General features: G+C 63.7%; 24 protein-coding genes. 11 read left to right on the top strand and 13 right to left on the bottom strand.

The genetic code is table 11. From position 1 onward, the window contains the following. Nucleotides 1–5: 5 nt before the first annotated feature. The 5 genes from PNAP_RS18675 to arsA all read right to left on the bottom strand — a co-directional run bounded on the left by PNAP_RS18675 (nucleotide 6) and on the right by arsA (nucleotide 5,888). Nucleotides 6–800, bottom strand: a complete 795-nt coding sequence (locus PNAP_RS18675; protein ID WP_232290720.1) for an endo alpha-1,4 polygalactosaminidase — start codon at nucleotides 798–800, stop codon at nucleotides 6–8. A gap of 638 nt (nucleotides 801–1,438) precedes the next feature. Further along, on the bottom strand, nucleotides 1,439–2,236 hold the full coding sequence (locus PNAP_RS18670) for a class II glutamine amidotransferase (protein ID WP_011803096.1): 798 nt from the start codon (nucleotides 2,234–2,236) through the stop codon (nucleotides 1,439–1,441). Nucleotides 2,237–2,270: 34 nt separating this feature from the next. Further along, nucleotides 2,271–2,462: a 4-oxalocrotonate tautomerase gene (locus PNAP_RS18665; protein WP_011803095.1), complete on the bottom strand. Its 192-nt coding sequence runs from the start codon at nucleotides 2,460–2,462 to the stop codon at nucleotides 2,271–2,273. A gap of 186 nt (nucleotides 2,463–2,648) precedes the next feature. Then, nucleotides 2,649–3,467 carry a restriction endonuclease gene (locus PNAP_RS18660; protein WP_011803094.1) on the bottom strand — a complete coding sequence of 273 codons (819 nt, stop codon included), beginning with the start codon at nucleotides 3,465–3,467 and terminating at the stop codon, nucleotides 2,649–2,651. A gap of 618 nt (nucleotides 3,468–4,085) precedes the next feature. Beyond that, a complete protein-coding gene (arsA, locus tag PNAP_RS18655; RefSeq protein ID WP_011803093.1) occupies nucleotides 4,086–5,888 on the bottom strand; it encodes an arsenical pump-driving ATPase in 1,803 nt (600 codons plus the stop codon). Between the two features lie 156 nt (nucleotides 5,889–6,044). On the opposite strand from arsA, the gene PNAP_RS18650 reads away from it, so the two are divergent. Beyond that, nucleotides 6,045–6,560: a nuclear transport factor 2 family protein gene (locus PNAP_RS18650; RefSeq protein WP_011803092.1), complete on the top strand. Its 516-nt coding sequence runs from the start codon at nucleotides 6,045–6,047 to the stop codon at nucleotides 6,558–6,560. Nucleotides 6,561–6,563: 3 nt separating this feature from the next. Here the strand turns inward: PNAP_RS18650 and PNAP_RS18645 are convergent, their stop codons facing one another. Genes PNAP_RS18645 through PNAP_RS18630 form a run of 4 tightly spaced genes read right to left on the bottom strand, consistent with a single transcriptional unit; the run spans nucleotide 6,564 to nucleotide 11,492 of the window. After that, nucleotides 6,564–7,535, bottom strand: a complete 972-nt coding sequence (locus PNAP_RS18645; RefSeq protein ID WP_011803091.1) for a response regulator — start codon at nucleotides 7,533–7,535, stop codon at nucleotides 6,564–6,566. A gap of 3 nt (nucleotides 7,536–7,538) precedes the next feature. Beyond that, nucleotides 7,539–8,726, bottom strand: coding sequence for a hybrid sensor histidine kinase/response regulator (locus PNAP_RS18640; RefSeq protein WP_011803090.1), 1,188 nt, complete (start codon nucleotides 8,724–8,726; stop codon nucleotides 7,539–7,541). A 13-nt stretch (nucleotides 8,727–8,739) separates the two neighbouring features. After that, on the bottom strand, nucleotides 8,740–10,077 hold the full coding sequence (locus PNAP_RS18635; protein ID WP_011803089.1) for a sensor histidine kinase: 1,338 nt from the start codon (nucleotides 10,075–10,077) through the stop codon (nucleotides 8,740–8,742). Further along, a complete protein-coding gene (locus PNAP_RS18630; RefSeq protein ID WP_041376809.1) occupies nucleotides 10,074–11,492 on the bottom strand; it encodes a class I SAM-dependent methyltransferase in 1,419 nt (472 codons plus the stop codon). The genes PNAP_RS18635 and PNAP_RS18630 overlap by 4 nt, the downstream gene beginning before the upstream one ends. A gap of 332 nt (nucleotides 11,493–11,824) precedes the next feature. Here PNAP_RS18630 and PNAP_RS18625 point away from each other — a divergent pair, with 332 nt between their 5' ends. Beyond that, on the top strand, nucleotides 11,825–12,463 hold the full coding sequence (locus PNAP_RS18625) for a DUF2238 domain-containing protein (RefSeq protein ID WP_011803087.1): 639 nt from the start codon (nucleotides 11,825–11,827) through the stop codon (nucleotides 12,461–12,463). A 32-nt stretch (nucleotides 12,464–12,495) separates the two neighbouring features. Here the strand turns inward: PNAP_RS18625 and PNAP_RS18620 are convergent, their stop codons facing one another. Then, nucleotides 12,496–13,533, bottom strand: coding sequence for an IS630 family transposase (locus PNAP_RS18620; protein WP_011799840.1), 1,038 nt, complete (start codon nucleotides 13,531–13,533; stop codon nucleotides 12,496–12,498). Nucleotides 13,534–13,767: 234 nt separating this feature from the next. Here PNAP_RS18620 and PNAP_RS18615 point away from each other — a divergent pair, with 234 nt between their 5' ends. Then, nucleotides 13,768–14,193, top strand: coding sequence for a hypothetical protein (locus PNAP_RS18615; RefSeq protein ID WP_011803085.1), 426 nt, complete (start codon nucleotides 13,768–13,770; stop codon nucleotides 14,191–14,193). Between the two features lie 133 nt (nucleotides 14,194–14,326). Here the strand turns inward: PNAP_RS18615 and PNAP_RS18610 are convergent, their stop codons facing one another. Beyond that, on the bottom strand, nucleotides 14,327–15,145 hold the full coding sequence (locus PNAP_RS18610; protein ID WP_011803084.1) for a UPF0149 family protein: 819 nt from the start codon (nucleotides 15,143–15,145) through the stop codon (nucleotides 14,327–14,329). A 91-nt stretch (nucleotides 15,146–15,236) separates the two neighbouring features. After that, nucleotides 15,237–15,956 (bottom strand): NUDIX hydrolase, encoded by a 720-nt coding sequence (locus tag PNAP_RS18605; protein ID WP_041376808.1) that lies wholly within the window; start codon nucleotides 15,954–15,956, stop codon nucleotides 15,237–15,239. Between the two features lie 122 nt (nucleotides 15,957–16,078). On the opposite strand from PNAP_RS18605, the gene PNAP_RS18600 reads away from it, so the two are divergent. From PNAP_RS18600 to PNAP_RS18575, 6 genes are read left to right on the top strand one after another with little or no spacing between them, the layout of a single operon-like run. After that, nucleotides 16,079–16,942: a cysteine hydrolase family protein gene (locus tag PNAP_RS18600; RefSeq protein ID WP_041376807.1), complete on the top strand. Its 864-nt coding sequence runs from the start codon at nucleotides 16,079–16,081 to the stop codon at nucleotides 16,940–16,942. A 33-nt stretch (nucleotides 16,943–16,975) separates the two neighbouring features. Next, on the top strand, nucleotides 16,976–18,169 hold the full coding sequence (gene pncB, locus PNAP_RS18595) for a nicotinate phosphoribosyltransferase (RefSeq protein ID WP_011803081.1): 1,194 nt from the start codon (nucleotides 16,976–16,978) through the stop codon (nucleotides 18,167–18,169). 13 nt (nucleotides 18,170–18,182) lie between these two features. Continuing rightward, entirely contained in the window at nucleotides 18,183–19,883 is a 1,701-nt protein-coding gene (locus tag PNAP_RS18590; RefSeq protein ID WP_011803080.1) for an NAD+ synthase, read from the top strand. Nucleotides 19,884–19,890: 7 nt separating this feature from the next. Continuing rightward, nucleotides 19,891–20,958, top strand: coding sequence for a bifunctional nicotinamide-nucleotide adenylyltransferase/Nudix hydroxylase (locus tag PNAP_RS18585; RefSeq protein WP_011803079.1), 1,068 nt, complete (start codon nucleotides 19,891–19,893; stop codon nucleotides 20,956–20,958). Between the two features lie 42 nt (nucleotides 20,959–21,000). Continuing rightward, nucleotides 21,001–21,246 carry a type II toxin-antitoxin system Phd/YefM family antitoxin gene (locus PNAP_RS18580; RefSeq protein WP_011803078.1) on the top strand — a complete coding sequence of 82 codons (246 nt, stop codon included), beginning with the start codon at nucleotides 21,001–21,003 and terminating at the stop codon, nucleotides 21,244–21,246. Further along, complete coding sequence (locus PNAP_RS18575) at nucleotides 21,243–21,629, top strand: type II toxin-antitoxin system VapC family toxin (RefSeq protein WP_011803077.1); 387 nt, start codon at nucleotides 21,243–21,245, stop codon at nucleotides 21,627–21,629. The genes PNAP_RS18580 and PNAP_RS18575 overlap by 4 nt, the downstream gene beginning before the upstream one ends. A 14-nt stretch (nucleotides 21,630–21,643) precedes the next feature. Here the strand turns inward: PNAP_RS18575 and PNAP_RS25880 are convergent, their stop codons facing one another. Further along, a complete protein-coding gene (locus PNAP_RS25880; RefSeq protein WP_157040325.1) occupies nucleotides 21,644–21,820 on the bottom strand; it encodes a hypothetical protein in 177 nt (58 codons plus the stop codon). A gap of 372 nt (nucleotides 21,821–22,192) precedes the next feature. Between PNAP_RS25880 and PNAP_RS18570 the strand changes: the two genes are divergently transcribed. Together PNAP_RS18570 and PNAP_RS18565 are read left to right on the top strand one after the other, a co-directional pair. Next, on the top strand, nucleotides 22,193–22,402 hold the full coding sequence (locus PNAP_RS18570) for a hypothetical protein (protein WP_157040324.1): 210 nt from the start codon (nucleotides 22,193–22,195) through the stop codon (nucleotides 22,400–22,402). A gap of 46 nt (nucleotides 22,403–22,448) precedes the next feature. Continuing rightward, nucleotides 22,449–22,892, top strand: a complete 444-nt coding sequence (locus PNAP_RS18565; protein WP_011803075.1) for a hypothetical protein — start codon at nucleotides 22,449–22,451, stop codon at nucleotides 22,890–22,892. Nucleotides 22,893–22,906: the final 14 nt, after the last annotated feature.

Below are 22,906 nucleotides of genomic sequence, written 5' to 3'. Positions count from 1 at the left end.
GCCGATTAAAAAGCAGGCCAGTAACACACGGTCTGCTGTCCCGCGCTGGAGTCGGAGACTGAAGGCGAGAAGCCGCGCGCACGGCTGGACTGGAAGGCCGACTGGGCTGCGCTGGTGTTGGTGCAGCTGCTGGCGTAGTCCAGCGTTCCGATCCAGAACTTGCGGCCGCCCGGCATCAGGTTCATGCCCGACCAGCTGACCAGTTCGGCTTCGACGGACGTGTCATGGACGGGCTTGTACACCTCTTCGTGCGCGATGCCGTCGAGCAGGCTCGGGAAGGCGACTGTGCCGGATGCGCCCGTTGCCCGGCCGAGGCGCGTCTTGTCGCTGGTCGCGTTCTGCAGCACGAAGAGCATCGAAGGGTACTTGTCGCGCAGCTTGGCAATCAGGTCGAGGCCGCCCTGGCTGCACTGGGCGTCGCAGGGGCCGTTCTTGGTGTTCGTTCCGTGCTCGACGATTTCCATGTTGTCGAAGTAAAAACCGTCCACGCCCTGGGCGGCGAGCCGGGGCACGATGTAGTTGATGACCAGGTTTTGGTAAGCGGCATTGCCGACATTCATCCAGACCTCGTTGCTGTAACCCGAGTAGGTACCCAATTGCGCCGCCTTGTTGGCCGAGCATGAGAGGAATCCCGACGGCACCTTTGACCAGTAGCCACGGAAGTTTTCGCACGAGCCCAGGTTCAGGTAGCTCAACACCTTGTTGGCGCCGCCGTTCTTGAGCGTCTTGATCTGGCTGACGCTGAAGTTGCCCATGTCCGGGTCGGCGTCAATGTCCAGGATGCGGTACGTCGCCGCCAATTTGGGCAGATCGATGCTGTCCGCCGACCCATAGAAGGACGCCCACGGACCGGCGGTGGGGAAGCCTCGGCTGGAAGTCGTTGCTGGGGGCGTTGGGGTGGGCGTAGGCGTAGGCGTAGGCGTAGGCGTAGGCGTAGGCGTAGGCGTAGGCGTAGGCGTAGGCGTAGGCGTAGGCGTTGGCGTTGGAGTCGGCGTTGTTGGCGTTTGTGTGTTTGTGTGTTTTCTCCGTTGCCACGTCCTGGTGGAGCTGGATTCCGTGGCGGAACTGTCTTGCCAGGTGCTGCCTGCGGGCTGCGTGTCGCCAATGACGGTCAGGGTGCGGCCATGGGCCGTGAAGGCGCCTGCCATCGCAACGAGCAAGGTGGTGCAGCGCATCGTGGTGGCCAGGCGGGAGCCTGTGCGATGGCCATGGAGGGGAGTGTAAGTAGGTGTGTGGGTGGACATGGCCGCGAGTTTAGGCGGCCCTCAAGTTTACTGATGAGCTAATCGTAACTATATGTTATTTACTGTAATTATGGGTTTATTACGGCTCAATGCAAGGGAGTAAGTTGCGTGACAATTCCATACAAATTGTGTGGACTACCCATTTATGGGTAGGAAAACGGCCCATCCCCCCGATTTGGCGAGCCGTTGCCGCGTCAGGCGTCGGCCAGCGCGCCATCCACGAACACCTTGAGTTCGCCCGGCTTGAAGGCCGTCCAGGCCTCGTTGGTCGTCAGCGGCGCGGTCACGACCACGGCGATGCGGTCGGTTGGCTGGGTGTGCTCTTCAAAGTTCACGCTCACGTCCTCGTCGCTCAGCGTGGCGTGGGCGAACGGGTGGCGGCGCTCCACGTACACCAGGTTGGTCGAGGCATGCGCCCACAGCGCCTGGCCGTTGCTGAGCAAAAAATTGAAGGTGCCGTGCCGGGCAATCTGCGCCGCCAGCTCACGCAGCGTGATGCTGAGTTCTTTGATGCTCGGCACGTCCGCATGCGACTTGGCCAGCTCCTGCATGATCCAGCAAAAAGCGCGTTCGCTGTCGGTGCTGCCGACCGGGCGAAAGCTGCCGTGCAGGCGCGGCGAATAAGCCGCCAGGTTGCCGTTGTGCGCAAACACCCAGTAGCGGCCCCACAGCTCGCGCACGAACGGGTGGCAGTTTTCCAGCGCCACCCGGCCCTGCGTCGCCTTGCGGATGTGGGCAATCACGTTGCGGCTCTTGATCGGGTAGCGGCGGATCAGGTCGGCCACCGGCGACTCGCAGGCCGGCAGGTGATCGACGAAATGGCGCAGGCCCTTGTCATGGCCGGCGCCATCCACGCTGCTGTCGCCCTCGAAAAAAGCGATGCCCCAGCCGTCGGCATGGGTGTCGGTGTGGCCGCCGCGCTGGGCGAAGCCGCGAAAGCTGAAGGTCACGTCGGTCGGCGCGTTGCAGTTCATCCCTAACAGTTGGCACATGGTCAGTCTTTGGTAGAGGGCGCGGGCGCGGGCTTCAGTCTCTCGGTTCTGTCCAGAGCTTGCCGCCGGTGGCCCAGTTCTCGCGCTTGATGTCGGTGATCAGGACATCGACCGAATCGGGCTGACCGCCCAGCACTTCGACGCTCACGCGGGTGATGGCTTCGACCAGCTTTTTCTTTTGTTCGAGCGTGCGGCCTTCGAGCATTTCGACATGGTAGGTGGGCATGGTGTTCCTGTAGGTTGGGTTTTAAGGGGGATAAATGCGTCAAGGCACGCAAGCCGTGCATTATTCCGTGTCTGGACGTTTGCTGCTGCGCCGGCCCGGTTTTTTAAACCAAAAAAGCCTTTTGCGCACAGCCTGTATGCGTAGGCAGCTACTATTTTAATAGTAAATAGGGCTTGCCGGAGCGCTTCAATCGACCTCGCGCGTGCCCCGGCAGCGGTCTTGCGCATAGCGGCTGCAGCCCCAGAACTGCTTGCCGGCGTTGGCGCCGCTGCGCGCCTGGCGCAGCACCATGGCCGCGCCGCACAGCGGGCAACCGGGCGCTGACAGGCCGGCCGGGCCGCTGGCCTTGTGCGCCTGGATGTCGCGCATCAGCGTTCTGCCATTGACCAGCGTCAGCGCCAGGCCGTCGGCAAAGCGCACCGCCTCTTCGGTGAAGTCGCCCGAGGTGACGACAAAGCCGCCCGCCGCGCCATGGGCCGCCATCACGCCGTACAACTCGCGCACCGGCTGCACGCCCACGCGCAGCGCGCGCCAGTGCTTGCATTGCACCAGGTAGCTGCCGTCGCTACCGTGCAGCACCACATCGACGCCGCCATCGGCGCCGCCGCCGCCGTTGTCCAGCACGCCAAAGCCCTGGCGGCGGAAATACTCGCCCACCAGGATTTCAAACTCCTGCCAGCTCATGGCGTCGATGGCGCCGGCGCGCGTGGTGGCGGCGGAATAAAGCCGCGCGGCCTTGCCCCGCCTGAAGGCCGAGATCAGCGCGCCTGCTGCGAAAAACACGGGCAGCAGGTATTGGCCGGCCAGCGCCAGCCCGTGCGCCGCCGCCGACAGCAAAAAGCTGCCCATCTGCCCCGGCTGCAGGGCCGCCGGCATCGGTTTTTGCGCCAGATGGTGCAGGCCTGCATAGCTGATCACGGCCAGCACCAGCCCCAGCCACCAGGGCAGGCGCGCGGCCAGCCCGATCAAGGCTCGGGGCAGGCCTGGCTTTTCACGTAACTGCATGGATCACTTTTCTGCTCTGTACATTTCGATGCGATGCTGCCTGGTTATGCGCCCGACAGGCTTGCGTTAACGACTCAACGCTTTCAGGGTCTTTTGTTGGGCTGGATTTTAGGCGCGGGCCAGCGCATCAAGCCGGAATTTTTAGATTAAATCGGGCTTTTGCGCATGCTGTGTGCGCATGGGTAGCTATATTTTCTATAGCGTCTTGGCCGCAATCGTGCGATAGGTCTGATCGGGCCGATTTCGAATGTCGGGGGGCGCAGTTCCAGCAGACGTTCCTTCACCATGGGCGTTAAAAAGCGGGAGTGACGCTTCTCGGCGTCCCGATTGGGGGGAGCTTGTGGCTAATTGGCGGGAGTCCGACCGCAATTGGGGGGAGTTTCGTTCATGAATATCGATATTGATGCCTGATTGGGGGAGTCCTGCGCAACCTTTTACCTGCGCCGTCACCACCGGCTGCATCACCGCCCTGTCCAGGCTTGTCAACCGCTCGCCCAACCAAAAACTCCCGTCATACCCGCGAAGGCGGGTATCCAGACTCGTTTGAACATTCAACCCGTGTTGCTGGATTCCCGCCTTCGCGGGAATGACGAACGGGAAGTTATTACTTTTCACATCCTAAACAGGATTGAATGCCGCCAATGCCTCCAGCGCCCGCACCCCCACCGGCGACTCAGGCAGCCACGGCAGCACGAAGGTTCGCTGCGCCAGTCCGCCAGCAATGCGCGCGGCCTGCCGGTGCTCGCCGGCCAGCCGGGCCTTTAGCAGCGGGTCGTTCGTGCCGGTGGCGGCGATGCTTTTGTTGATGACCCAGGCCCAGGGCTCGATCTTCGCGCGGCGCAAATCGTCCTGTAGCGCGGCTGCCTGGCTGACGGGCGTGACTTCGGGCAGCGTGACGAGAATGACATGCGTCATCGACGCATCCTGCAGCCGCATCAGCGGCGTGATGAGGTGCATGGCGTTGGAGCTGCTTTCATACTGCTGCAGCATCTGCCGGTGGTAGGCGCCGGTGGCGTCCATCAGCAGCAGGCTGTGGCCGGTGGGCGCGGTATCGAGCACCACGAAAGCGCTGCGCGCCTCGTTCACCACGCGGCTGAAGGCGTGGAACACGGCGACTTCTTCGGTGCAGGGCGATTGCAGGTCTTCGAGCAGCAGCGCCCGTCCCTGTTCGTCGAGCGCCTTGCCGCGCGTCGCCATGATCTTGGCAATGTAGGCTTCGGTTTCCGCCCTGGGGTCGATGCGGCCGACCTTCAGGTTCGGCAGGCTGCCGTTCAGGGTTTCGGCCACATGCGCGGCCGGGTCGGTGGTCGTCAGGTGAACGCTGTGGCCGCGCTGCACCAGCCCCACGGCCAGCGCGCTGGCAATCGTGGTCTTGCCGACGCCGCCCTTGCCCATGACCATGATCAGCCCGTGGCCCATCGCGGCCAGTTCGTCGGCCAGCCGGCTCAAGGGCTCGGCCGGCAACTCGGCGGCCAGCGCAACCGGCGCGCTTGCCGGAATCGCTCCGCCACCCAGCAGCGCGCGCAGGGCGCTCAAGCCCACGGTGTCGAAGGCGCGCAGCGGCACCTCGTCGCGCGGCAGGCCGGCCAGCGCATCGGGCATCTGCGCGATGGCCTGCAGGCCCAGCGCTTCGAGGGCGCGGGCGGTCGGGTCGTCGGGGCGGCTGGCATGGAACACGCCGTTGATCACCAGCCGCTGGTTGGAAAGACCCAGCGTGCGCAGCTCTTCGGCGGTGCGCGCGGCCTCCTGCATCGGGCGCGGGTCGGGCCGGGTGACGAGGACGACGGTGGTCAGCTTTGCGTCGCTCAGCGCGGCCAGCGCGGCGTTGAAGCGCGCTTCCTGCATCTTCAGGCCCGAATGCGGACCCAGGCACGACGCGCCCCGGTCGTTGCCGGCCAGAAAGCCGCTCCAGGCCTTGGGCAGGCTCAGCAGGCGCAGCGTGTGGCCGGTCGGCGCGGTGTCGAAGATGACGTGGTCGTAGCCGCTGCCCGCGCCATCGCCTTCGCCTTCGCCGGCCAGCAGCGCGGCGAATTCGTCGAACGCGGCGATCTCGGTGGTGCAGGCGCCTGACAACTGCTCGCGCACGGTCTTGCGCTCGTCGTCGCTGGCGTCCAGCCCCAGTTGCTCCAGCACGCGCAGCCGGTAGGCCTCGGCGGCGGCGTCCGGGTCGATGTTGAGCATGCGCAGGCGCGGCACGCCGGGCACTTGCGCGGGCTGGTTGGACATCGGCATGCCCAGCATTTCATCGAGGTTCGACGCCGCGTCGGTGCTGACCAGCAGCACGCGCCGGCCCGCGTCGGCCAGCGCAATCGCCGTGGCGGTGGACAGCGAGGTCTTGCCGACGCCGCCCTTGCCGGTGAAAAACACAAAGCGCGTGGGCGCAAGGAGAAAGCCGGGGGTGGAATTTGTAGCGTTGTTCATGGCAATAGCATGCCGCACGGCGGCCGCAAAATCTTGCGTCAGGTCAATGGCCGTTTGATGTGCGGCTGTTTCTATTTCAGGCGCATGGACTGGTATAAGTTCGCAGGCGCTGTCGCCGCCTTTTTGCCTTAACAACCGCCCGCCCAAGGAACCCCGATGCACCCCAACCAGACCCGGCTCGAAAATTTCTACGCCGCCTTCGCGCGCCTCGATGCCGACGCCATGGCCGACTGCTACGCGCCAGACGCGCAGTTCGACGACGAGGTGTTCTCGCTGCGCGGCCATGAGCAGGTCAGCGGCATGTGGCGCATGCTGTGCGAGGCGACGCAGGCCAAAAACCGCGACGCCTGGAAGCTGGTCTATAGCGGCATCGAGGCCGACGACAAAACCGGCAAGGCGCACTGGGAAGCCGACTACCGCTTCAGCGCCTCGGGGCGCCAGGTGCACAACGTCATCGACGGCGTGTTTGAATTCAATGACGCGGGGCTGATCACCCGGCACCGCGACCGCTTCGATTTCTGGGGCTGGTCGCGCCAGGCGCTGGGCATTCCCGGCGCGGTGCTGGGCTGGACACCGTTTTTCCGCAACCAGGTCAAGCGGCAGGCGGCGGCCAACCTGGACAAATACCTGGCCAGGGGCAACCAGCCGAGCGCAATTCCCGAGGCCCGGTAAAGCCTAGATTTCCGCCAGGTCCTCGATCATCCGCTCCAGCCAGTCGGCAGGTGGCGCGGGCTCGGCGGCACCGCCGGCCGGGGCTTGTAGCGTCCAGCCGCCGGCCTTGTTTCCTGCGGTCGGCTGCACCTGAACAGGCGCGCTCCACCACAAGAGCCAGGCCAGCCAGGCGGTCTCGGCGGCTTGGGGCAGCTGGCCCGGCGCGGCGTCGAGCAGGGCCGTCAGGGCCGCGGCCGACGGCAGGTGAACGCTCGCGCCCCGGGCCTGCGCGCCCAGCGCCTGCGCCAGTTGCGAAAAGGCGCGCTCGGGTGTGCGGTCATCGCCGAATTCAGCCTGCCAGCGTTCCAGATCCCGGGCAATGGCAATGCCGCGCCGCGCTTCGGCTTGCAGCAGGCCGGCATGGTCCCATTTGTGCCAGGGCGTGGCGGGCACCCTGCAGCCTGCCGCGACGGCGGTACGCGCGTAGCGGTGCAGGGCCGCGCTGCTGTCGCCGCGTACCGTGCCCGCCAGCATCGTGAGGCCGGCCAGGCGGCTGCCCAGAAGCTGCTGCTGCTGCACCAGCAGCTTTTCGCGCGCAAGATGGTCGCGCTCGCTGCGCAGCTTGGCCAGTTCGAGCGCATTGCGCAGGTCGGCGTGCAGGCTGCCCAGGTCCCAGGGCTTGGTGATGTAGCGGTAAATTTCACCGCTGTTGATGGCCTCGATGGCCTCGCCAAGTTCGGAGTAGGCGGTGGTCAGCATGCGCACGATGCCCGGGTGGAATTCGCGCGCATAGCCCAGCAGTTCGTTGCCGCGCGCGCCCGGCATCCGCTGGTCGGACACCAGCACCGCGATTTCGTCGCCGCGCTCGCGCAGGATGGCCTTGCCCTGCTCGACCGAGATGGCGGTGATCACGGGCGCCAGGGGAGTGACCAGGCGTTCAAAATATTTGAGTGCCATGGGTTCGTCATCGACGAAAAGAATTTTGTCCGGACTCATGGTTCAGTCCCTTTCCAGGTATGTGTCAGGTTTGAATAACAGCGTAACGCTGGCGCCGTGGCCCGGCTCGGAGCTGACCTCGATCAGCCCGCCCATGGACTGCACGACGCGCCGGCAAAACAGCAGGCCCATGCCGCTACCGCCCTGCGCGGCGCGCGTGGTCACGGGCTCATGCGTCAGCCGCGCGAGAATCCCGGGCGCAATGCCCGGCCCATTGTCGGTGAAGCGCAGGGCCGCCTGCGCCGCGCCGTCCGGCGCGCTCGCGCCATGTTCCAGCGTGATGTGCAGCCTGGGCGCGGGGCTTTCGCGCAATGCGAGCAGCGCGTTCTTGGTCACGGTGCACAGCACCAGGTAGAGCAGGTCGCGCTGTCCGGGCAGCACGAAATCGCCCGCCAGGTCGCAACTCACCCAGGCGCGCTCGCTGCCCTCGAACGGGTACTCGTCCAGCAGCGTGTTCACGAGGCGGCTGGCCCGCAGCGGCGCCGGCGCGGCGCCGGGGTAGGCCGCGCGCGCGGACTGCACGAAGGTGGCCACCAGCGACATCGCGTACAGCGTCCGGCGTTCAGCCGCCTGGATCATCGCGAGCGTGTCGCCGGCGCGCTTTTCGGCAATGTGCGCCAGGCCGGGCGCTGCATCGGCAGGCGGCACGCGGTGCCGGTCCTTGAGCGCTTCCATGTAGCCGAGCACCGTTGCCAGCGGGGTGTTCAACTCGTGCGCCAGAAAGCCCAGCGTCTCGCGCATCGCGGCCGCCCGGTTGCTGGCCAGCGCGCGCTCGTGCTCGCGCTGGCGGTGGGTTTCCAGGGCTTCGCGCAGCGCGGAGCGCACCTGCGCGTCGTCGAACGGCTTTTCCAGGATCCGCACCACCCGGCCCTGGTTGATCGCGGCGACGGCGACGTCTTTTTCGGCGTAGGCCGTGGCCAGCAGCCGCACCACATGCCGGTAGTCCTGCTGGGCCGCGCTCAGCAGGTCCAGGCCATTGCGGCCAGGCATGCGGTAGTCGGTCACCAGCACCGCGATGGCCGCGCCGCGCTCGCGCAGCGTCCGCAGCGCCTCGTCAGCGCCGCCCGCCGTGAGAATGGTGAATTCATCGGAGAACAGGCGGGTGAACCACTTGCACGCCTGCGGCTCGTCATCGACGAAAAGGACGATGCGGGCGTCTTCGGGCGCTGGAGGGATGGGGGGGAAAGGCATGCTTGCTGGCCGGTCAGTGCTGGGGCACCGCCAGGTCGATGGAAAATTCGGTCCACGCGCCGAACTCGCTGCTGACCGACAGCAGGCCGCCGTGGCGCTGGATGATGCTGTAGCACATGCTCAGGCCCAGGCCCAGGCCGGCGCCCACGTCGCGGGTGGTGAAGAAGGGTTCGAGCACGCGGCCGATGTTCTCGGGCGCAATGCCGGTGCCGTTGTCGCGCACCGCCAGCCAGAGGCGCCCGTTGCGGTGTTCGCTGCGCAGGGAAATGCGCGGCTGCTCGCGCGCCGCGCCGCTCAAGGCCAGCGCGGCATTGCTCAGCAGGTTGATCAGCACGCCGATGATGGCCGGCTCGTCGCCCTGGACATGGGTGTCTTGCGGCAGCGCCAGTTCCACCTTGATGCCCTTGAGCTCGAAACTCGTCAGGCGCAGGGCGGACTGGATGGCTTTTTCGAGCAGGAACACGCGCTGGCTGTCCACGCCGGGCTTTTGGTAGGCAAAGGTCTTGAGGTCGGAGACGATGTTTTGCACGCGCTGCATGCCTTCGCGCGCGTCGGTCAGGCTTTCCTTGAGGTCGGCGCTTTGCGCGGCGGCCGGGTCCATCAGGGCCATGTTGATCGCCATCAGGCTGTAGTTGACCGGGTTGTTGACCTCGTGCAGCAGGCCCGCCGACAAGGTGCCCAGGGCCGCCATTTTTTCGCGCTGGATCAATTGGCCCTTGACTTCGGCCAGGGCGCGGTTGGTTTCGGTGAGTTCGATGTTTTTCTTGCGCACCTCGGTCTTGAACTGGAACGACAGCCAGCGCCATTTGTCGCTGTAGATCGCAATCACCACGCAGATGACGGTATAGAACAGCACGAAGGTGCTGCTGCCCAGCCATGCGTTGAAGTCCTGGATGCCGCCCGTGCGCAGCATGCAGGCCAGGCCATAGCCCAGCAAGGTGACGCCGCCAAAAGCCAGCGCCTCGATCACCGACAAGGGCAGGAAAAAGCCTACGCCGCTGAGCGCAAACGTCAAGCCCACGAAGTAGATCGACTGCTCGCCATCGGTGCGGTAGATCATCCAGCAGATCATGGCTTGGGGGATGCAGAGCCAGAGGTAGGTCAGCGGACGCAAATTGCGGCGGCCCCAGGGCAGCCTGTAGCTTAAAAGCACCAGGCCCACAAGAAGGGACGCGCAGACACGCGCCCAGCCGAAGTCGCCTGCATAGGCTGGATAAAACGCCCTGTCGAGCCCCACGCCGCCCAGTGTCAGGACGATGGTCACGACACAGGTGATGCGGCTGTAAAACAGCAAATGCTCGTGCAATTCCAGCCGATAGGCTGAGTCATTGCGCAGACGCAGGATGTTCATGCCGTGTTGCTGGCGTCGGCGCTGACGATGGCCTCGACAAAGACGTTCACGCCAATCGGGTCTGTGTAGGTTCTGGCATTCTCGATGCCCTGCGGAAGGGCGTTCAGCATGCCCGCCTCGTCGCGGTAGATCAGGTACCACTCCAGGAAGTGCTCCATCCAGTTGCGTTCCGGATTGCTCGAATGCACATTGGTGACCAGGATGCGGCCGCCGGGCCGGGAGCGCGAGATGAAATACTCGATGAGCCGGGTGCAGACCTTGTCCGTCAGGTAATCGAACAGGCCGGCGCAATAGACGTAGTCAAAACTTTCCTCGGGGGCGGCGCGTTGCGCGCGCACGGCGCGCTTGAGCAGCTGGTTCACCGATTCGTGCTGCAGTGTGACGTTGAGCTTGCGCCTGGTCGGCCGGCTGGCCTCTTCGAGGCGCTGGGCGGTGTACTTCAGGGTTTCCTCGCTGAAATCGACCAGCACGAATTCGAGCATGTCCGAATGCGGGTTGTTGCGCACAAAGCGCTCGATTTCCGCCGCCGGCCCGCAGCCCACGTTCAGTACGCGCATGGGCCGGCCGGCCTTCACGGCAGCGGCCGCCAGCTCGTCCAGGCGGTCGCACAGGATATCGATCCGGTTGCGGTGCGCCACGGCCACGCCCGCCTGCAGAAACATGTAGTTGACCAGCTGAAAGTAGGTGCTGGGCCCTTGGCGCGGGTCGCCCAGGATCTGGTTGACCATTTCATAGTCGCCCGCATAGCCCAGCGGCTTGGCGAAAGTGCGGTACACAAAAGGCGCGCGCAGGATCAGCGGATGAATCGCCGCCTGGGCGAAGCTGCGGTGCACCGGCGCGATTTCCGGATCGACGCGCCCGGCTTCGTCTTCAAACCACAGCAGGTATTCGCGTCCCTTTTCCAGCAACGGCGAGGCCAGATCAAAGAAAACGTCTTCACGCACGCGTCCGTCGCCGGCGCGCGGCAATCCGGTATTGATGTCCGCCTGGTCGATCCAGCGCGTGATCTCGGAAAAATAGGCGCGCATTTCGCTGACCACCACCTGGTATTGCCGACGCACGTTGAAACGGGTGTTCCACCCCTGCACGAATGAGCGCGCCTCGTCGCCAACGGATTTGCCGTCGCGCCCGATGGCCGCCAGTTCGTTCCATTCGTCAATCAGCACCGCCGACACCATCGCCATCAGCCCGGTATTGAGCAAGCTGGTGACCACCGCCTTGCCTTTGTAAATGCTGCGCTCGCCCGAACGGATGGTGAGCTCGCTGAGCACTTCGCTGACCTGCACAATCGAGTACGGGTTGTAGATTTCCATCACCAGCGAACGGCGCTGGACATTGGTCAGCGTGCCGCGCACGGCTTCCCCCTGGCTGTTGCGGAACGTGATGACGGGATCGATGGGGCGGATGGGATGCACGGTGTCAGGCGTCCTTAGGAGTCGGCGGGGCCGGGATGCAACAACGCGTAAGTTGTTGCAGCGTGATTGTGACATTGACGGCTGCACCAGGGCGCACGCCGGGGCATTGATTGCGCAGCGCCGCCCAGGACGCTGGCGTATGCTTGATTCGCACCGGCATCGCCGGCTGCCCGGCCCTGAGCAAACGGCCTTGCAGGAATTTTTCAATTGAAGAGGAGAGGGATGCATGGCTGGCTGTACCGCCGAAGTTTCATGGTCGCTGGGGGTGCCGCTGCCGATGTCCGGGGTCATCGCCAACCCGGTGACAACCGAGGCGCGCTGCGAGCCGGTTCATGGCACGGCCTGAACCCCCGCGCATTGAGTCGCGCCGCCGCCTGCTGGCCGGTCTGGGGCTGCTGGTCTTCACGGCGCTGGTGGCATCTGGCGTGTCGCCCTATGACCGCGCGACCTGGCTGCTCGAAGTCGCGCCCGTGCTGCTGGCCGCGCCGGTGCTGGGGGCGACATGGCGGCGCTATCCGCTGACCACGCTGCTGTACGCCTTGATTGCGCTGCACATGGGGGTGCTGATTTTGGGCGGCGCCTACACCTATGCGCGCGTGCCGCTGGGTTTCTGGCTGCAAGAGGCGCTGCACCTGGGCCGCAACCCCTACGACAAGATCGGCCACTTCATGCAGGGGCTGGTGCCGGCGATGGTGACGCGTGAAGTCTTGTTGCAGCGCGGCTATGTGAGCAGCCGGGGCATGGCGGCGTTCCTGTCGGTGTGCGTGGCGATGGCGATCAGCGCGGTTTATGAACTGATCGAGTGGGGCGTGGCACTGGCTGCGGGCAGCGGCGCCACCGACTTTCTGGGCACGCAGGGCGATGTGTGGGATACGCAGTCGGACATGTTCTGGGCGCTGCTCGGGGCGATGGTGGCGGTGACGCTGCTGCGGGGGTGGCATGACCGGCAGATGAAGGCGCTGCGCTACTAATTTGATAGCTATTGATCCGGCCCGATGAAGTATTAAGCGGCATAGCGAACACGCCGATCCTGAAAGTAGGCGATAACTCGCTCAGGCGTGCGCTCGAGCAGAGCCATGTGCTCGTTGGCGGCATCGCGTAATTTGGCTTTGCTGCGCGCCGGTACGCGTTTGCCCATCTCCTGCTTCAGATCCGCATTGAGGCGTTCCTCCGGATTGAGCTGAGGGCTGTAGCTGGGCAGATAAAACAGCTCAATTTCGTCCCTGTGGTTAGCCACCCAGGCCTTGACGATTTTGCTGTGATGAACCCGCAGGTTGTCCAGTATCAAAAATACCTTTTTGCCCGCATCCTTGACCAGTGCCCGCAGGAATTCGATGAGCTTGTCCGCGTCAAACGCATCGTCAATGATCATCCAGCGGGTTTTCCCCTGGTTAGTCACCGTGGCAATCATCGAGAGCTTTTGCCGGGTGCCTCCCACGGTTCTGGCCACCGGTGTCTTTCCAGCAGGCGCAAAGCTTCTACCGCGCACATCGGTGTTCACCAGCGCCGTCTCGTCACCCCAATGGATTTCAGCGCCTTCCTGGCGGGCGCGTTGCTCTATCGCCGGGTACTCGCCTTCGAGCCAGGCCTGCACCGCTTCAGGGCTTTGTTCGTAGGCTCGCCTGATGGGCTTTTGGGGCGTAAAACCCCAGCGGGCCAGGTACTTGCCAACGCTGCGCACCTGCAGCTCGATGCCGTACTCCTGCTCGATGAGCTGGCCTACGGCCGCCCGGCTCCACAGGAAAAAATCCATCTTGAGCTGCTCAGGGCGTTGATCGATGATGCTGCGCTGAAGGCTGTCCTCCTGAGCCTGGCTCAGGGTGCGCCCCAGACCTTGAGTGCGCCCACGCAAGGCCGGTCGTATTGCTGGCCAGCCGCCCTCATCGAACAGGTCGATGCACCTGCGCACAGCCGGGTAGCTCAAACCCGTCATGGAGACAATTTGCATGACGCCCATTGCCCTTTTATGCAGTCTCACGACTTGCTTGCGCCGCTCGTGAAGCTGCTCCAGCGTCTGCTTTCTTGCATTTTCTTTTTCCATCTTTCTTCGATAGAGAAAATTCAGTAAAGTTCATACTTCATTGGGCCGGATCAATAGTTGCGCCCGTCCTTATTGCGCAAAAGCCTTAAATGATGCTGAAAACGTGGCTTGAGTCTTCAGGCGGTGCTTGGGGCTATAGTGGCGCAGTCCATCAGCTTTTCGCATCCCAATTACACCGTAGGCGGCTATATCCTGCAGGGTTTGCCGCATAAATTACTTTAGCCATTCTTCAAAATGTCCCGCCAAAACACGCACCTCGAATCAGAAGGCGCTGAATTCCTAGTGCTCGGAAATCTACTGACGCTCGGTATTCCATCGTACAAGACGTACACCAACATGGCGGGGTACGACATAACAGCAACGAACCCTGAACAAAACAAATCAGCACGCATTCAAGTCAAAAGTCGGTGGCGTACTGGAGCCGAAGGCTTCATTATCAAGAACTTCGCATGTGATTTCGTCGTCGTGTTGCTCAATCGTGGCTCCAAAGATGGCACCGCAAAAGTGCTGGCGCCAGAGTTTTATGTTTTGCCAGTCGCAACGGTTCAGCAGTTGCACAATCCGAGCAGCAAGTGGGGCAAGTTGTCGCTCTCAAAAATTCCTGGATTTAAAGAGCAGCGCGACCAATGGCAAATCATCAGCGAGTTTCTAAATCAATGACCGACGTTAGCTTGGCCCTGCTTTAAACCTCAAAAACTTTTTTCACGATCAAATCAGTCTCTGACGCTTTAGCCATGGGTGCAACCTGCTACAAAATCAGAAGCACTCAAGCCTGATCTTCAAGCAGGACAGTTCAAGCCCCGCAGCACTTTTTGTACTTCTTCCCACTCCCGCAAGAGCAAGGATCATTGCGCCCCGGCGTGGCTTCCTTGCGGATGGTTTCGACCTTCGGCCCCATGGTCTTCCACAGCTCGCGCAGGTCGTACACCGCCCAGATGGCTTCGCCGAAGGCATTGAGCCGGGCGATGCTGGTGCTCGGCGTGCCTTCCTCGCTCAGCGGCGAGACTTCGGGTGCGCCAGTGTCGTCCTCGGTCATGGCGACGATGGCCTGCAGCGCGCCATCCAGCCACTTGGCGGCGTCCTTGTCGCGCGGGGCGGCCCATTCGTCGGACCAGCTTTCGACCGCGAACATGAAGCCCAGCGCCCACACCTGCGCGAACGCGGGCAGGTCTGCCTTGGCGAACGCAGCCTGTTCCTCGGGCGGCATGTCGGCCACCACGCCGCGAATGTCCATGACTTCGGGGTGGTAGCAGGCGTCGTCTTCGAGCGAATCGACTTCGGCATCGAGCGCGGTTTCAACTTCGTTCCAGCGCTGCTTCCACAGGGCGATGAAGCGTTCGCGCTGTTCGTCGCTGGCAAACGAGCCGCTGTCTTCGTCGGGCTCCTCGCCCTCGACCGGCAGGCCGAGCAGCACGCCGAGGTATTCGTAGTCAGGAATCGGGCGGCGCGAGCAGATCACTGCGGCCATGAAGCCTTCGCAGAATTCCCACTGCGGCGTTTCGTCGTAGCGGCTGCGCAGGTCGTCCAGGATGGCGTCGAGTTCGTCGAAGGCTTCGGTTTCCATCCACGCAGTGTCGGCGGAGGTGGCTGGGGTGAGGTTTGAATTTGTCATAAAAAAGGTGCGGTCCTGAGCCTCCCGCGAGGCTCTTGGGGCAAAGTGTATCGCCCCATGGCCGTGCAGGTTTGAGCGCTTCGGCCGGGTTTTAACTGCTCCTGGGGCTGAACGGCCTCGGGAAATACACCGCCGCCGCCCTGTCCTTCAGGCGGTAGCCCATCGCCGGCCGGGGCGAGCCCACATCCAGCAACCCCTGCTCGTCCAGAAAACCGGCCGCCAGGGCGCGGGTGCGAAAGCCGCTCTTGTCCACCGGGCGGCCCAGCACGATTTCATACACCTTTTGCAACTGCGGCAGGGTGAAGGGCTCGGGCAGCAAAAAGGCCGGCAGCGAGGTGTATTCGACCTTGCTTCTGAGGCGCTCCAGCGCGGCCTGCAGGATGCCGGCATGGTCGAAGGCCAGCGGCTGGCCGGGCGGCAGTTCATTGACGGGATGCCACTGGGCGAATTTGCCTTCCTCTTGCTTCAGCTGCACGCAATCCGCAGGCAGCAGGGCAAAGTAGGCATGCGTGGCGGACCAGCCGCGCGGGTCGCGAGCCCGGCCGCCCCAGCTGCCCAGCTGCTCCAGGTAGGGGCTGCTGACGCCGGTCTTGGCGAGCAGCTTGCGCCGGGCACAGCTTTCGAGCGAATCGTCCCGCCGGACATCGACAAAGCCGCCCGGCAAGGCCCAGGCATTCGGAAAAGGCTCTTCCGGCCCGTCAGGGCGCCTGACCAGCAAGACCTGCAACTGGCCGTCCAGCACGGTGAAGATCACCACATCGACCGTGGTCAGCGGCCTTTCCATCTCCTGAATATCCCTGGTGGCGATCATTTTTTTGCGTTCCGGTTGAATTAATTCGAGTAAGGTTGTATTATGCAACCCATGCAAAGGTTGTTCAGTACAACCTATCTCAACCACTTCAAGGAAAACCTGCCATGCCAGCCCGCCGCCTCATGAAGAAAAACATTCAGCTTCTCCTCATCGACCCGCAAAACGACTTTTGCGACTTGCCCGCCGACTGGTGCCCGCTCGACCCCCTGACCGGGCAGGCGCTTGCTCCGGCGCTGCCGGTCGCCGGCGCGCATGCGGACATGCTGCGCCTGGCCGGGCTGATCCGCGAAGGCGCGCCCGGCATCTCGGCCATCGCGCTGACGCTGGACTCGCACCACCGGTTTGATATCGCCCACCCGACCTTCTGGCAAACCGGCGCGGGCGGCAGCGTCAGCCCGTTCACGCCGATTGCGGCGGCCCAGGTGCGCGATGGCAGCTATGCGCCCAAAGACCCCTTGATGCTTCCCAGGGCGCTGGCCTACCTGGACGCACTGGAGCAGCGCGGCCGCTACACCCTGATGGTCTGGCCGGTGCATTGCGAAATCGGCAGTTGGGGCCACGCCATCCACCTGGCCGTCAAGGCGGCCTGCAACCGCTGGGAAGACAGGAATCTGGCCGTGGCGCGCAAAATCAGCAAGGGCAGCAACCCCTGGACCGAGCACTACAGCGCCCTGCAGGCCGAGGTTCCCGACGCGGGCGATGCCGCGACCCAGCTCAACCGGGCGTTCATCGCCGAACTGGACCGCGCCGACCAGATCATCATTGCCGGCGAGGCCAGCAGCCACTGCGTGAAAGCGACGACCGAGCACCTGATCGACCACCTGCCTTCCGGCCAGAGCAGCAAAGTGGTGCTGCTGACCGACTGCATGAGCCCTGTCGGCGGCTTCGAGGCGCAGCACCGTGCCTTTCTGGCGGATATGGCCAGTCGCGGCGTGCGGCTGGCCACCAGCGCCGAAATACTTCCCGCCCTGGCAGACAACGCCTGAACGGCGCCCGAATTCACCCACGGAGAACCTCTGATGCAAGCCATCATTCAAAGCCTGCTGGACACCGACCTGTACAAGTTCACGATGTGGCAAACCATGCTGCACCGCCATCCGCAGACGCAGGCCGAGTACAGCTTTGTCTGCCGCAACCAGCCGGGCTATCCGCTGGCTGAACTGCTGCCCGAGGTCAACGAGCAGCTCGACCACCTCTGCAGCCTGCGCTTTGAGCCGGAAGAATTGCGCTACCTGCGCGGGCTGCGCTTCATCAAAAGCGACTTTGCCGATTTTTTGCGGATTTTCCAGTTCCAGCGGGAGTTCATCTCGGCGCGGGCCGACGGCCAGTCGCTGGTCATTCAGGCGACCGGCCCCCAGGTGCATGTGATGGCGTTTGAAATCTTTGTGCTGTCCATCGTCAACGAGCTGTATTTCCGCCGCTTCGACCAGCCGGCCGCCTTGGCGCAGGGCCGCCAGCGCCTGCGGGACAAGATAGCGCTGCTGCGGGACTTCGGAACAGAACCGGCCCTGCGCCATCCGTTCGAGTTTTTCGATTTCGGCGTGCGGCGCCGCTTCTCGCGCGACTGGCAGACCGAGGTGGTCCGCACGCTGCAGCGCGAGCTGCCGGACTATTTCAAGGGAACTTCGAATGTGCTGCTGGCCAAAACGCTGGACCTCGTGCCGATTGGCACCATGGCCCACGAATACCTGCAGACCTACCAGGCGCTGGGCATGACGCTGCGTGACTTCCAGCGCGCCGCGCTGGAAGACTGGGTGCAGGAGTACCGGGGCGACCTGGGCGTGGCGCTGACCGATGTCGTCGGCATGGACGCCTTCCTGGCCGATTTCGACCTCTACTTCGCCAAGCTGTTCGACGGCCTGCGCCATGATTCGGGCGACCCGTTTGTCTGGGGCGAAAAGGCCCTGGCCCACTACGCCAGGCTGCGCGTGGACGCGCACAACAAGCGGCTGGTGTTCTCGGACGGGCTCGATGTACACGCCGCGCTCGGGCTGTACCGCGCCTTTGCCAATCGGACCCAGACCGGCTTCGGCATCGGCACGAATCTGAGCAACGACATGGGGCTGACGCCGCTGAACATCGTGATGAAGCTGACCGGCTGCAATGGCCGGCCGGTGGCCAAGCTGTCCGACAGCCCCGGCAAGACCCTGTGCGACAACCCCACCTTCCTGGCCTATCTGCGGCAGGTCTTCAATGTCCCGTCAACCCTCTGACAAGGCGCTTTCCATGCTCAAAATCACCGTTGCACAACTGAACTTCACGATTGGCGATCTGGCCGGCAACGTGGTCAAGATGGTCGCCGCCGCCCGCGCCGCCTGGGCCGACCAGTCCGACATCGTGGTGTTTTCTGAAATGGCCCTGACGGCTTACTATCCCGGCGACCTGCTGGACGAGGACGGCTTCATGGCGCGGGTGGACGTGGCCTTTGCAGACATCCTGCTCGCTTCGCGCCAGACTCCCGGCCTGCACTGGGTGGTCGGTCTTCCGGCGCGCCGCGCAGCGCCGGGCAAGAAGCTGATCAACGCCCTGCGCGTCATCCAGGGCGGCGAGGTGCTGCTCGAATACGCCAAGCAGCTGCTGCCGACCTACAACATCTTCGACGAGCGGCGGCATTTCGAGCCCGGCCAGGACGTGGCCAAGGTGCTGCGCATCCGGGGCGTGCAGGCGGGTTTTCTGATCTGCGAGGATGGCTGGAACGACCACGGACAGGACTACGCGGTCAATCCTTTCGAGCGCCTGCGGGGCGCCGCGCCCGATCTGGTGATTTCGATCAACGCCAGCCCGTCCAATACCGGCCAGCGCGAACAGCGCCACCAGGTATTCAGCGCTGCGAGCCGACGCAACCAGCTGCCCATCGTGTATGTCAACCAGGTGGGCGGGCATGACCAGCTGGTGTATGACGGCGCGTCCTTCGCCGTGGAGCCGCAGGCCGGCGTGGTCTATGAGGCCGGGCGCTTTGTGGAAGAGGTCAGCACGCTGCGCTTTGACAATGGGCGCTTTCTGACGCTGGCCGGCGACCGGCCGGCAAAGGTGCCGGTGGAGGGCTTGCCCCTCATGGCGTTCTATAGGCGCCAGATCGTGCTGGGCCTGCGGGACTATGCGCGCCGCTGCGGTTTCAGCCGCGCCGTGATTGGCTCATCGGGCGGCATTGATTCGGCGCTGACGCTGGCGCTGGCCGCCGAAGCCCTCGGCCCGGCCAATGTGGTGGCCATCACCATGCCTTCTCAATTCTCGTCGGCCGGCTCGGTCGATGACTCGGCCATCCTGTGCCGCAACCTGGGCGTCGAACTCCTGCGCCACCCCATCAACGGCCTGGTAGCGGAATTTTCCGGCGGTTTTAAAGCCGCCTTCGGCCAGCCGCTGCAGGGCATCGCGCTGGAAAACCTGCAGGCGCGCTCGCGCGGCACGGTGCTGATGGAATACTCGAACAGCTTTGGCCACCTGCTGCTGACCACCGGCAACAAGTCCGAGCTGTCGGTGGGCTACTGCACGCTCTACGGCGACACCAACGGCGGCCTGGGGCTGATCGGCGACCTGTACAAGACGGAGGTGTTTGCCCTGTCGCGCCACCTCAACGAAACGGCAGGCAAGGAAATCATTCCCCAGGCCATCATTGACAAGGCGCCTTCCGCCGAACTGGCGCCCGGCCAGAAGGATGTGGACAGCCTGCCGCCGTATCCGGTGCTCGACGAGGTCCTCAAGCTGCTGATCGAAGGGCCGCTGCTGGCGCCTGGAGAGTATGAAAAAGCGGCTTGCTTCGTCGATGCGTTGCGCAAGGAAGCCGAAAACCGCGCGATGATAGAGCGCATCCGGGGCATGATCGCGCGCAATGAATACAAGCGCAGGCAAGCCCCGCCCATCATCCGACTGCGCGCCCGCGCCTTCGGCACCGGCCGGCAGATGCCGATTGCCGCCAAGTTTGAATAACCTCCTTATGACCACCTCCATCGCTGCTCAACAATACGACGTTTCGGTCTGCATCGGCCGCTTCCAGACCTTTCACCATGGCCAGCTGGCGCTGCTGCACCGGGCGCTGGCATCGGCGCCGCTGTGCATCGTCGCGCTCGGTTCGGCCCATCAGGCGCGCACGCCCAAAAACCCGTTCACCTGGCAGGAGCGCGCCGAAATGATCCGGCTGGCCCTGCCCGAGGCCGACCGCAGCCGGGTCCGGTTTTTGCCGGTGCGCGACTATTACGACCAGGAGCGCTGGGTGGGCGCCGTGCGGCAGGGCGTCATCGAACTGGCGGGCGGAACCGCCGGGACTTCCTTTGTCCTGGTCGGGCATTTCAAGGACGCCACCAGCCAGTACCTCGAAGGCTTTCCGGGCTGGACGCTGGACGCCTTGCCGCTGCAGGGCAACATTGACGCCAGCGCCTTGCGCGACGCCTATTTCGGCAACGCCGGCAGCGCGCTCGATGCCACGCTGGCCGCGCTGGTCAGCCAGGCGCCCGCCAGCACGCTCGAATTTCTGCGCGCCTGGGCGGCGCTGCCGTATTTCCAGCAACTGGCGCAGGAGTGGGACAACCTCAGGCAGGAAAAAGCGCGCTGGGCCGGCTCGCCGTACCCGCCGGTGTTCGTGACGGTCGATGCGGTGGTCCAGTGCGGCGGCTGCGTGCTGCTGATCCGGCGCGGCTATGCGCCCGGCAAGGGCCTGCTGGCGGTGCCGGGCGGCTTCATCGAGCAGCGCGAAACCGTGTACCAGTCGGCCCTGCGCGAGTTGATGGAAGAAACCGGCCTTCAATTGCTTGAAGGCGACATGCACCATGCGCTGAAGGCCGTGCATGTGTTCGACCACCCCGACCGCAGCCAGCGCGGCCGCGTGATCACCCATGCGCATCTGTTTGACCTGGGTTCGCGCCGCCCGCCCGAAGTCCTGGCGGCGGACGATGCCGCATCCGCAGAGTGGGTTCCGATTGAAAAACTGGCCGGCCTGGAGGACCAGTTCCATGATGACCATTTCCACATGCTGGATTTCTTTTTCTCGCTGACGCCGCGCCCTTGATAAACTAAACTTAGTCCGCAAACTTAGTCATCATCAAAATCCATGGCCGCCCAACTCATCGTCAACGTCCACGAAGCCAAGACCCACTTTTCCAAGCTGTTGGAAAAGGCGCACACGGGACAGGAAATCATCCTGGCCAAGGCCGGCAAGCCCTATGCGCGGCTCATGCCGCTGGCGCCGGTCGTGAGCAAGCGCCAGCCTGGGCGGCTTTCAGGGCTGGGCTTGGTGGAGAGCGCATTCTTTGAGCCTTTGCCGCAAGCCGAGCTGGCTGGCTGGGAGCCCAAGTGAGGTTGCTTCTGGACACGCATGCCTTGCTCTGGTGGTGGACCGACGACAAGCAGCTCTCAGGCACCGCGCGCAAAGCGATTGCCGAGGAAGACAACACGGTGCTGGTCAGTGCGGCCAGCGTGTGGGAAATCTCGACCAAGTTCAGGCTGGGCAAGCTCGCCATCGCGCAGGCCGCGCTCAAGCAGTTCCAGGCATTGATCGAAGCCGATGGCTTTGAACATCTGCCCATCACCTGGCAGCACAGCCTGCTGGCCGGCGGCTACCCGCATGAACACCGCGACCCGTTTGACCGGATGCTGGCGGCGCAAAGCGAAATTGAAAAAGCAACGCTGGTGACCTGCGATGCTGCTTTTGGCGCCTTCAATACGGCTGTTCTCTGGTAGCCGAGTGCTACTAATTAAATAGCTGCCTGCGCCCGCACACCATGCGCAAGCAGCCTTTTTGATATCGAAGGCTGATGCCGATCCCTGCTCGGCGGCAGGGCTTGGCCGGCCACGGCCAGGTCGATGGACTCCTGGTCGTCGGGGGCGCTGCGGGCCAGGCGCGTGACGGTCGAACGAGGCCAGCACGTCATCGGCGCTGCCCCCATCCCTGACACCTTCGACACATCGGACCTGCCGATCCGGGTGAACGCTGGACTGAGCCGGACTGAAAGAGGCCATGGGATATGCCCTGCACTTGCGAAACATCAAGTCATCGGAAAACCCGGGTCATAGAGTGCAGTCTGGAATGTCTTGGGCCTGGCGCCAGACCGCAGCCAGCGCCGGCCTGAACAAGGCAGGGCGCTGCACCGTCATCACGCAAGATCCGGTCGATGACCCGCGCGGGTTTTGAAAGCGGCAGTTTCAATTTTGGCGCCAGAGATTGGACTGGCGCCGGTTTTCAACTGAATTTACCAAGCCGGGATAGGTACAACCCAAATCAACGAAAAGCCCCGAGGATGGAAATGAACAAGCTCACTTCAGCAGCCCTTGCTGCGCTCATACCCCTGTCTCTCATTCAAGTTGCGTGGGCCGCCGACACCCTGATCGGCGGAACTGGCAAATACAAGGGAATATCCGGCACCGCCCCGTACACCATCAGCCCACTTCCCGCGCCCGGGCAAGGCCTGGGTGCCATCGCCTTGGAGCACAAGGTGAGCTGGCAGTTCAAATGACTTTCAAGGCTGTTTTTGAAGCTTCAATAGGCCTTCGGGAAACACCATGCAGACACCGCCGCTTGAGTCCTGGATCAAGATGCTCACGCTGGCAGGCGCCGCCGTCGCTTTTGTGTGGGGTGGCTATCAGTTCGTGTCGAACCAGCGTAGCCAGGCGGAAACGCGACGAATAGAGGCCACCAGACCCTTCCTCGACCGCCAGCTCAAGCTGTACACGGAAGCAACGCAAGCAGCGGCAACCCTGGCCACCGCCTCATCGAAAGACGACATTGCTTTGGCCAGGCAGCGCTTCTGGTCGCTTTATTGGGGGGAGCTGGCGTTGGTCGAAGACAAGCACGTCGAGGCCGCGATGGTGCAATTGGGGCGTGCTCTGGAACAAGGAAAACTTGGCATCGAGGTTCAAGCGCTCTCCTTGAACCTTGCGCACGCGTGTCGTGACTCACTGGCTGAATCGTGGGGCGTGCAGCAATGGCGAAATCCGCACCAGTAACTGCCAGCCCGGAT

The organism is Polaromonas naphthalenivorans CJ2 (assembly GCF_000015505.1).
In the GTDB taxonomy this organism is placed as follows: Bacteria; Pseudomonadota; Gammaproteobacteria; order Burkholderiales; family Burkholderiaceae_C; genus Polaromonas; species Polaromonas naphthalenivorans.
This window is presented reverse-complemented; position numbering and strand designations above follow the sequence as displayed.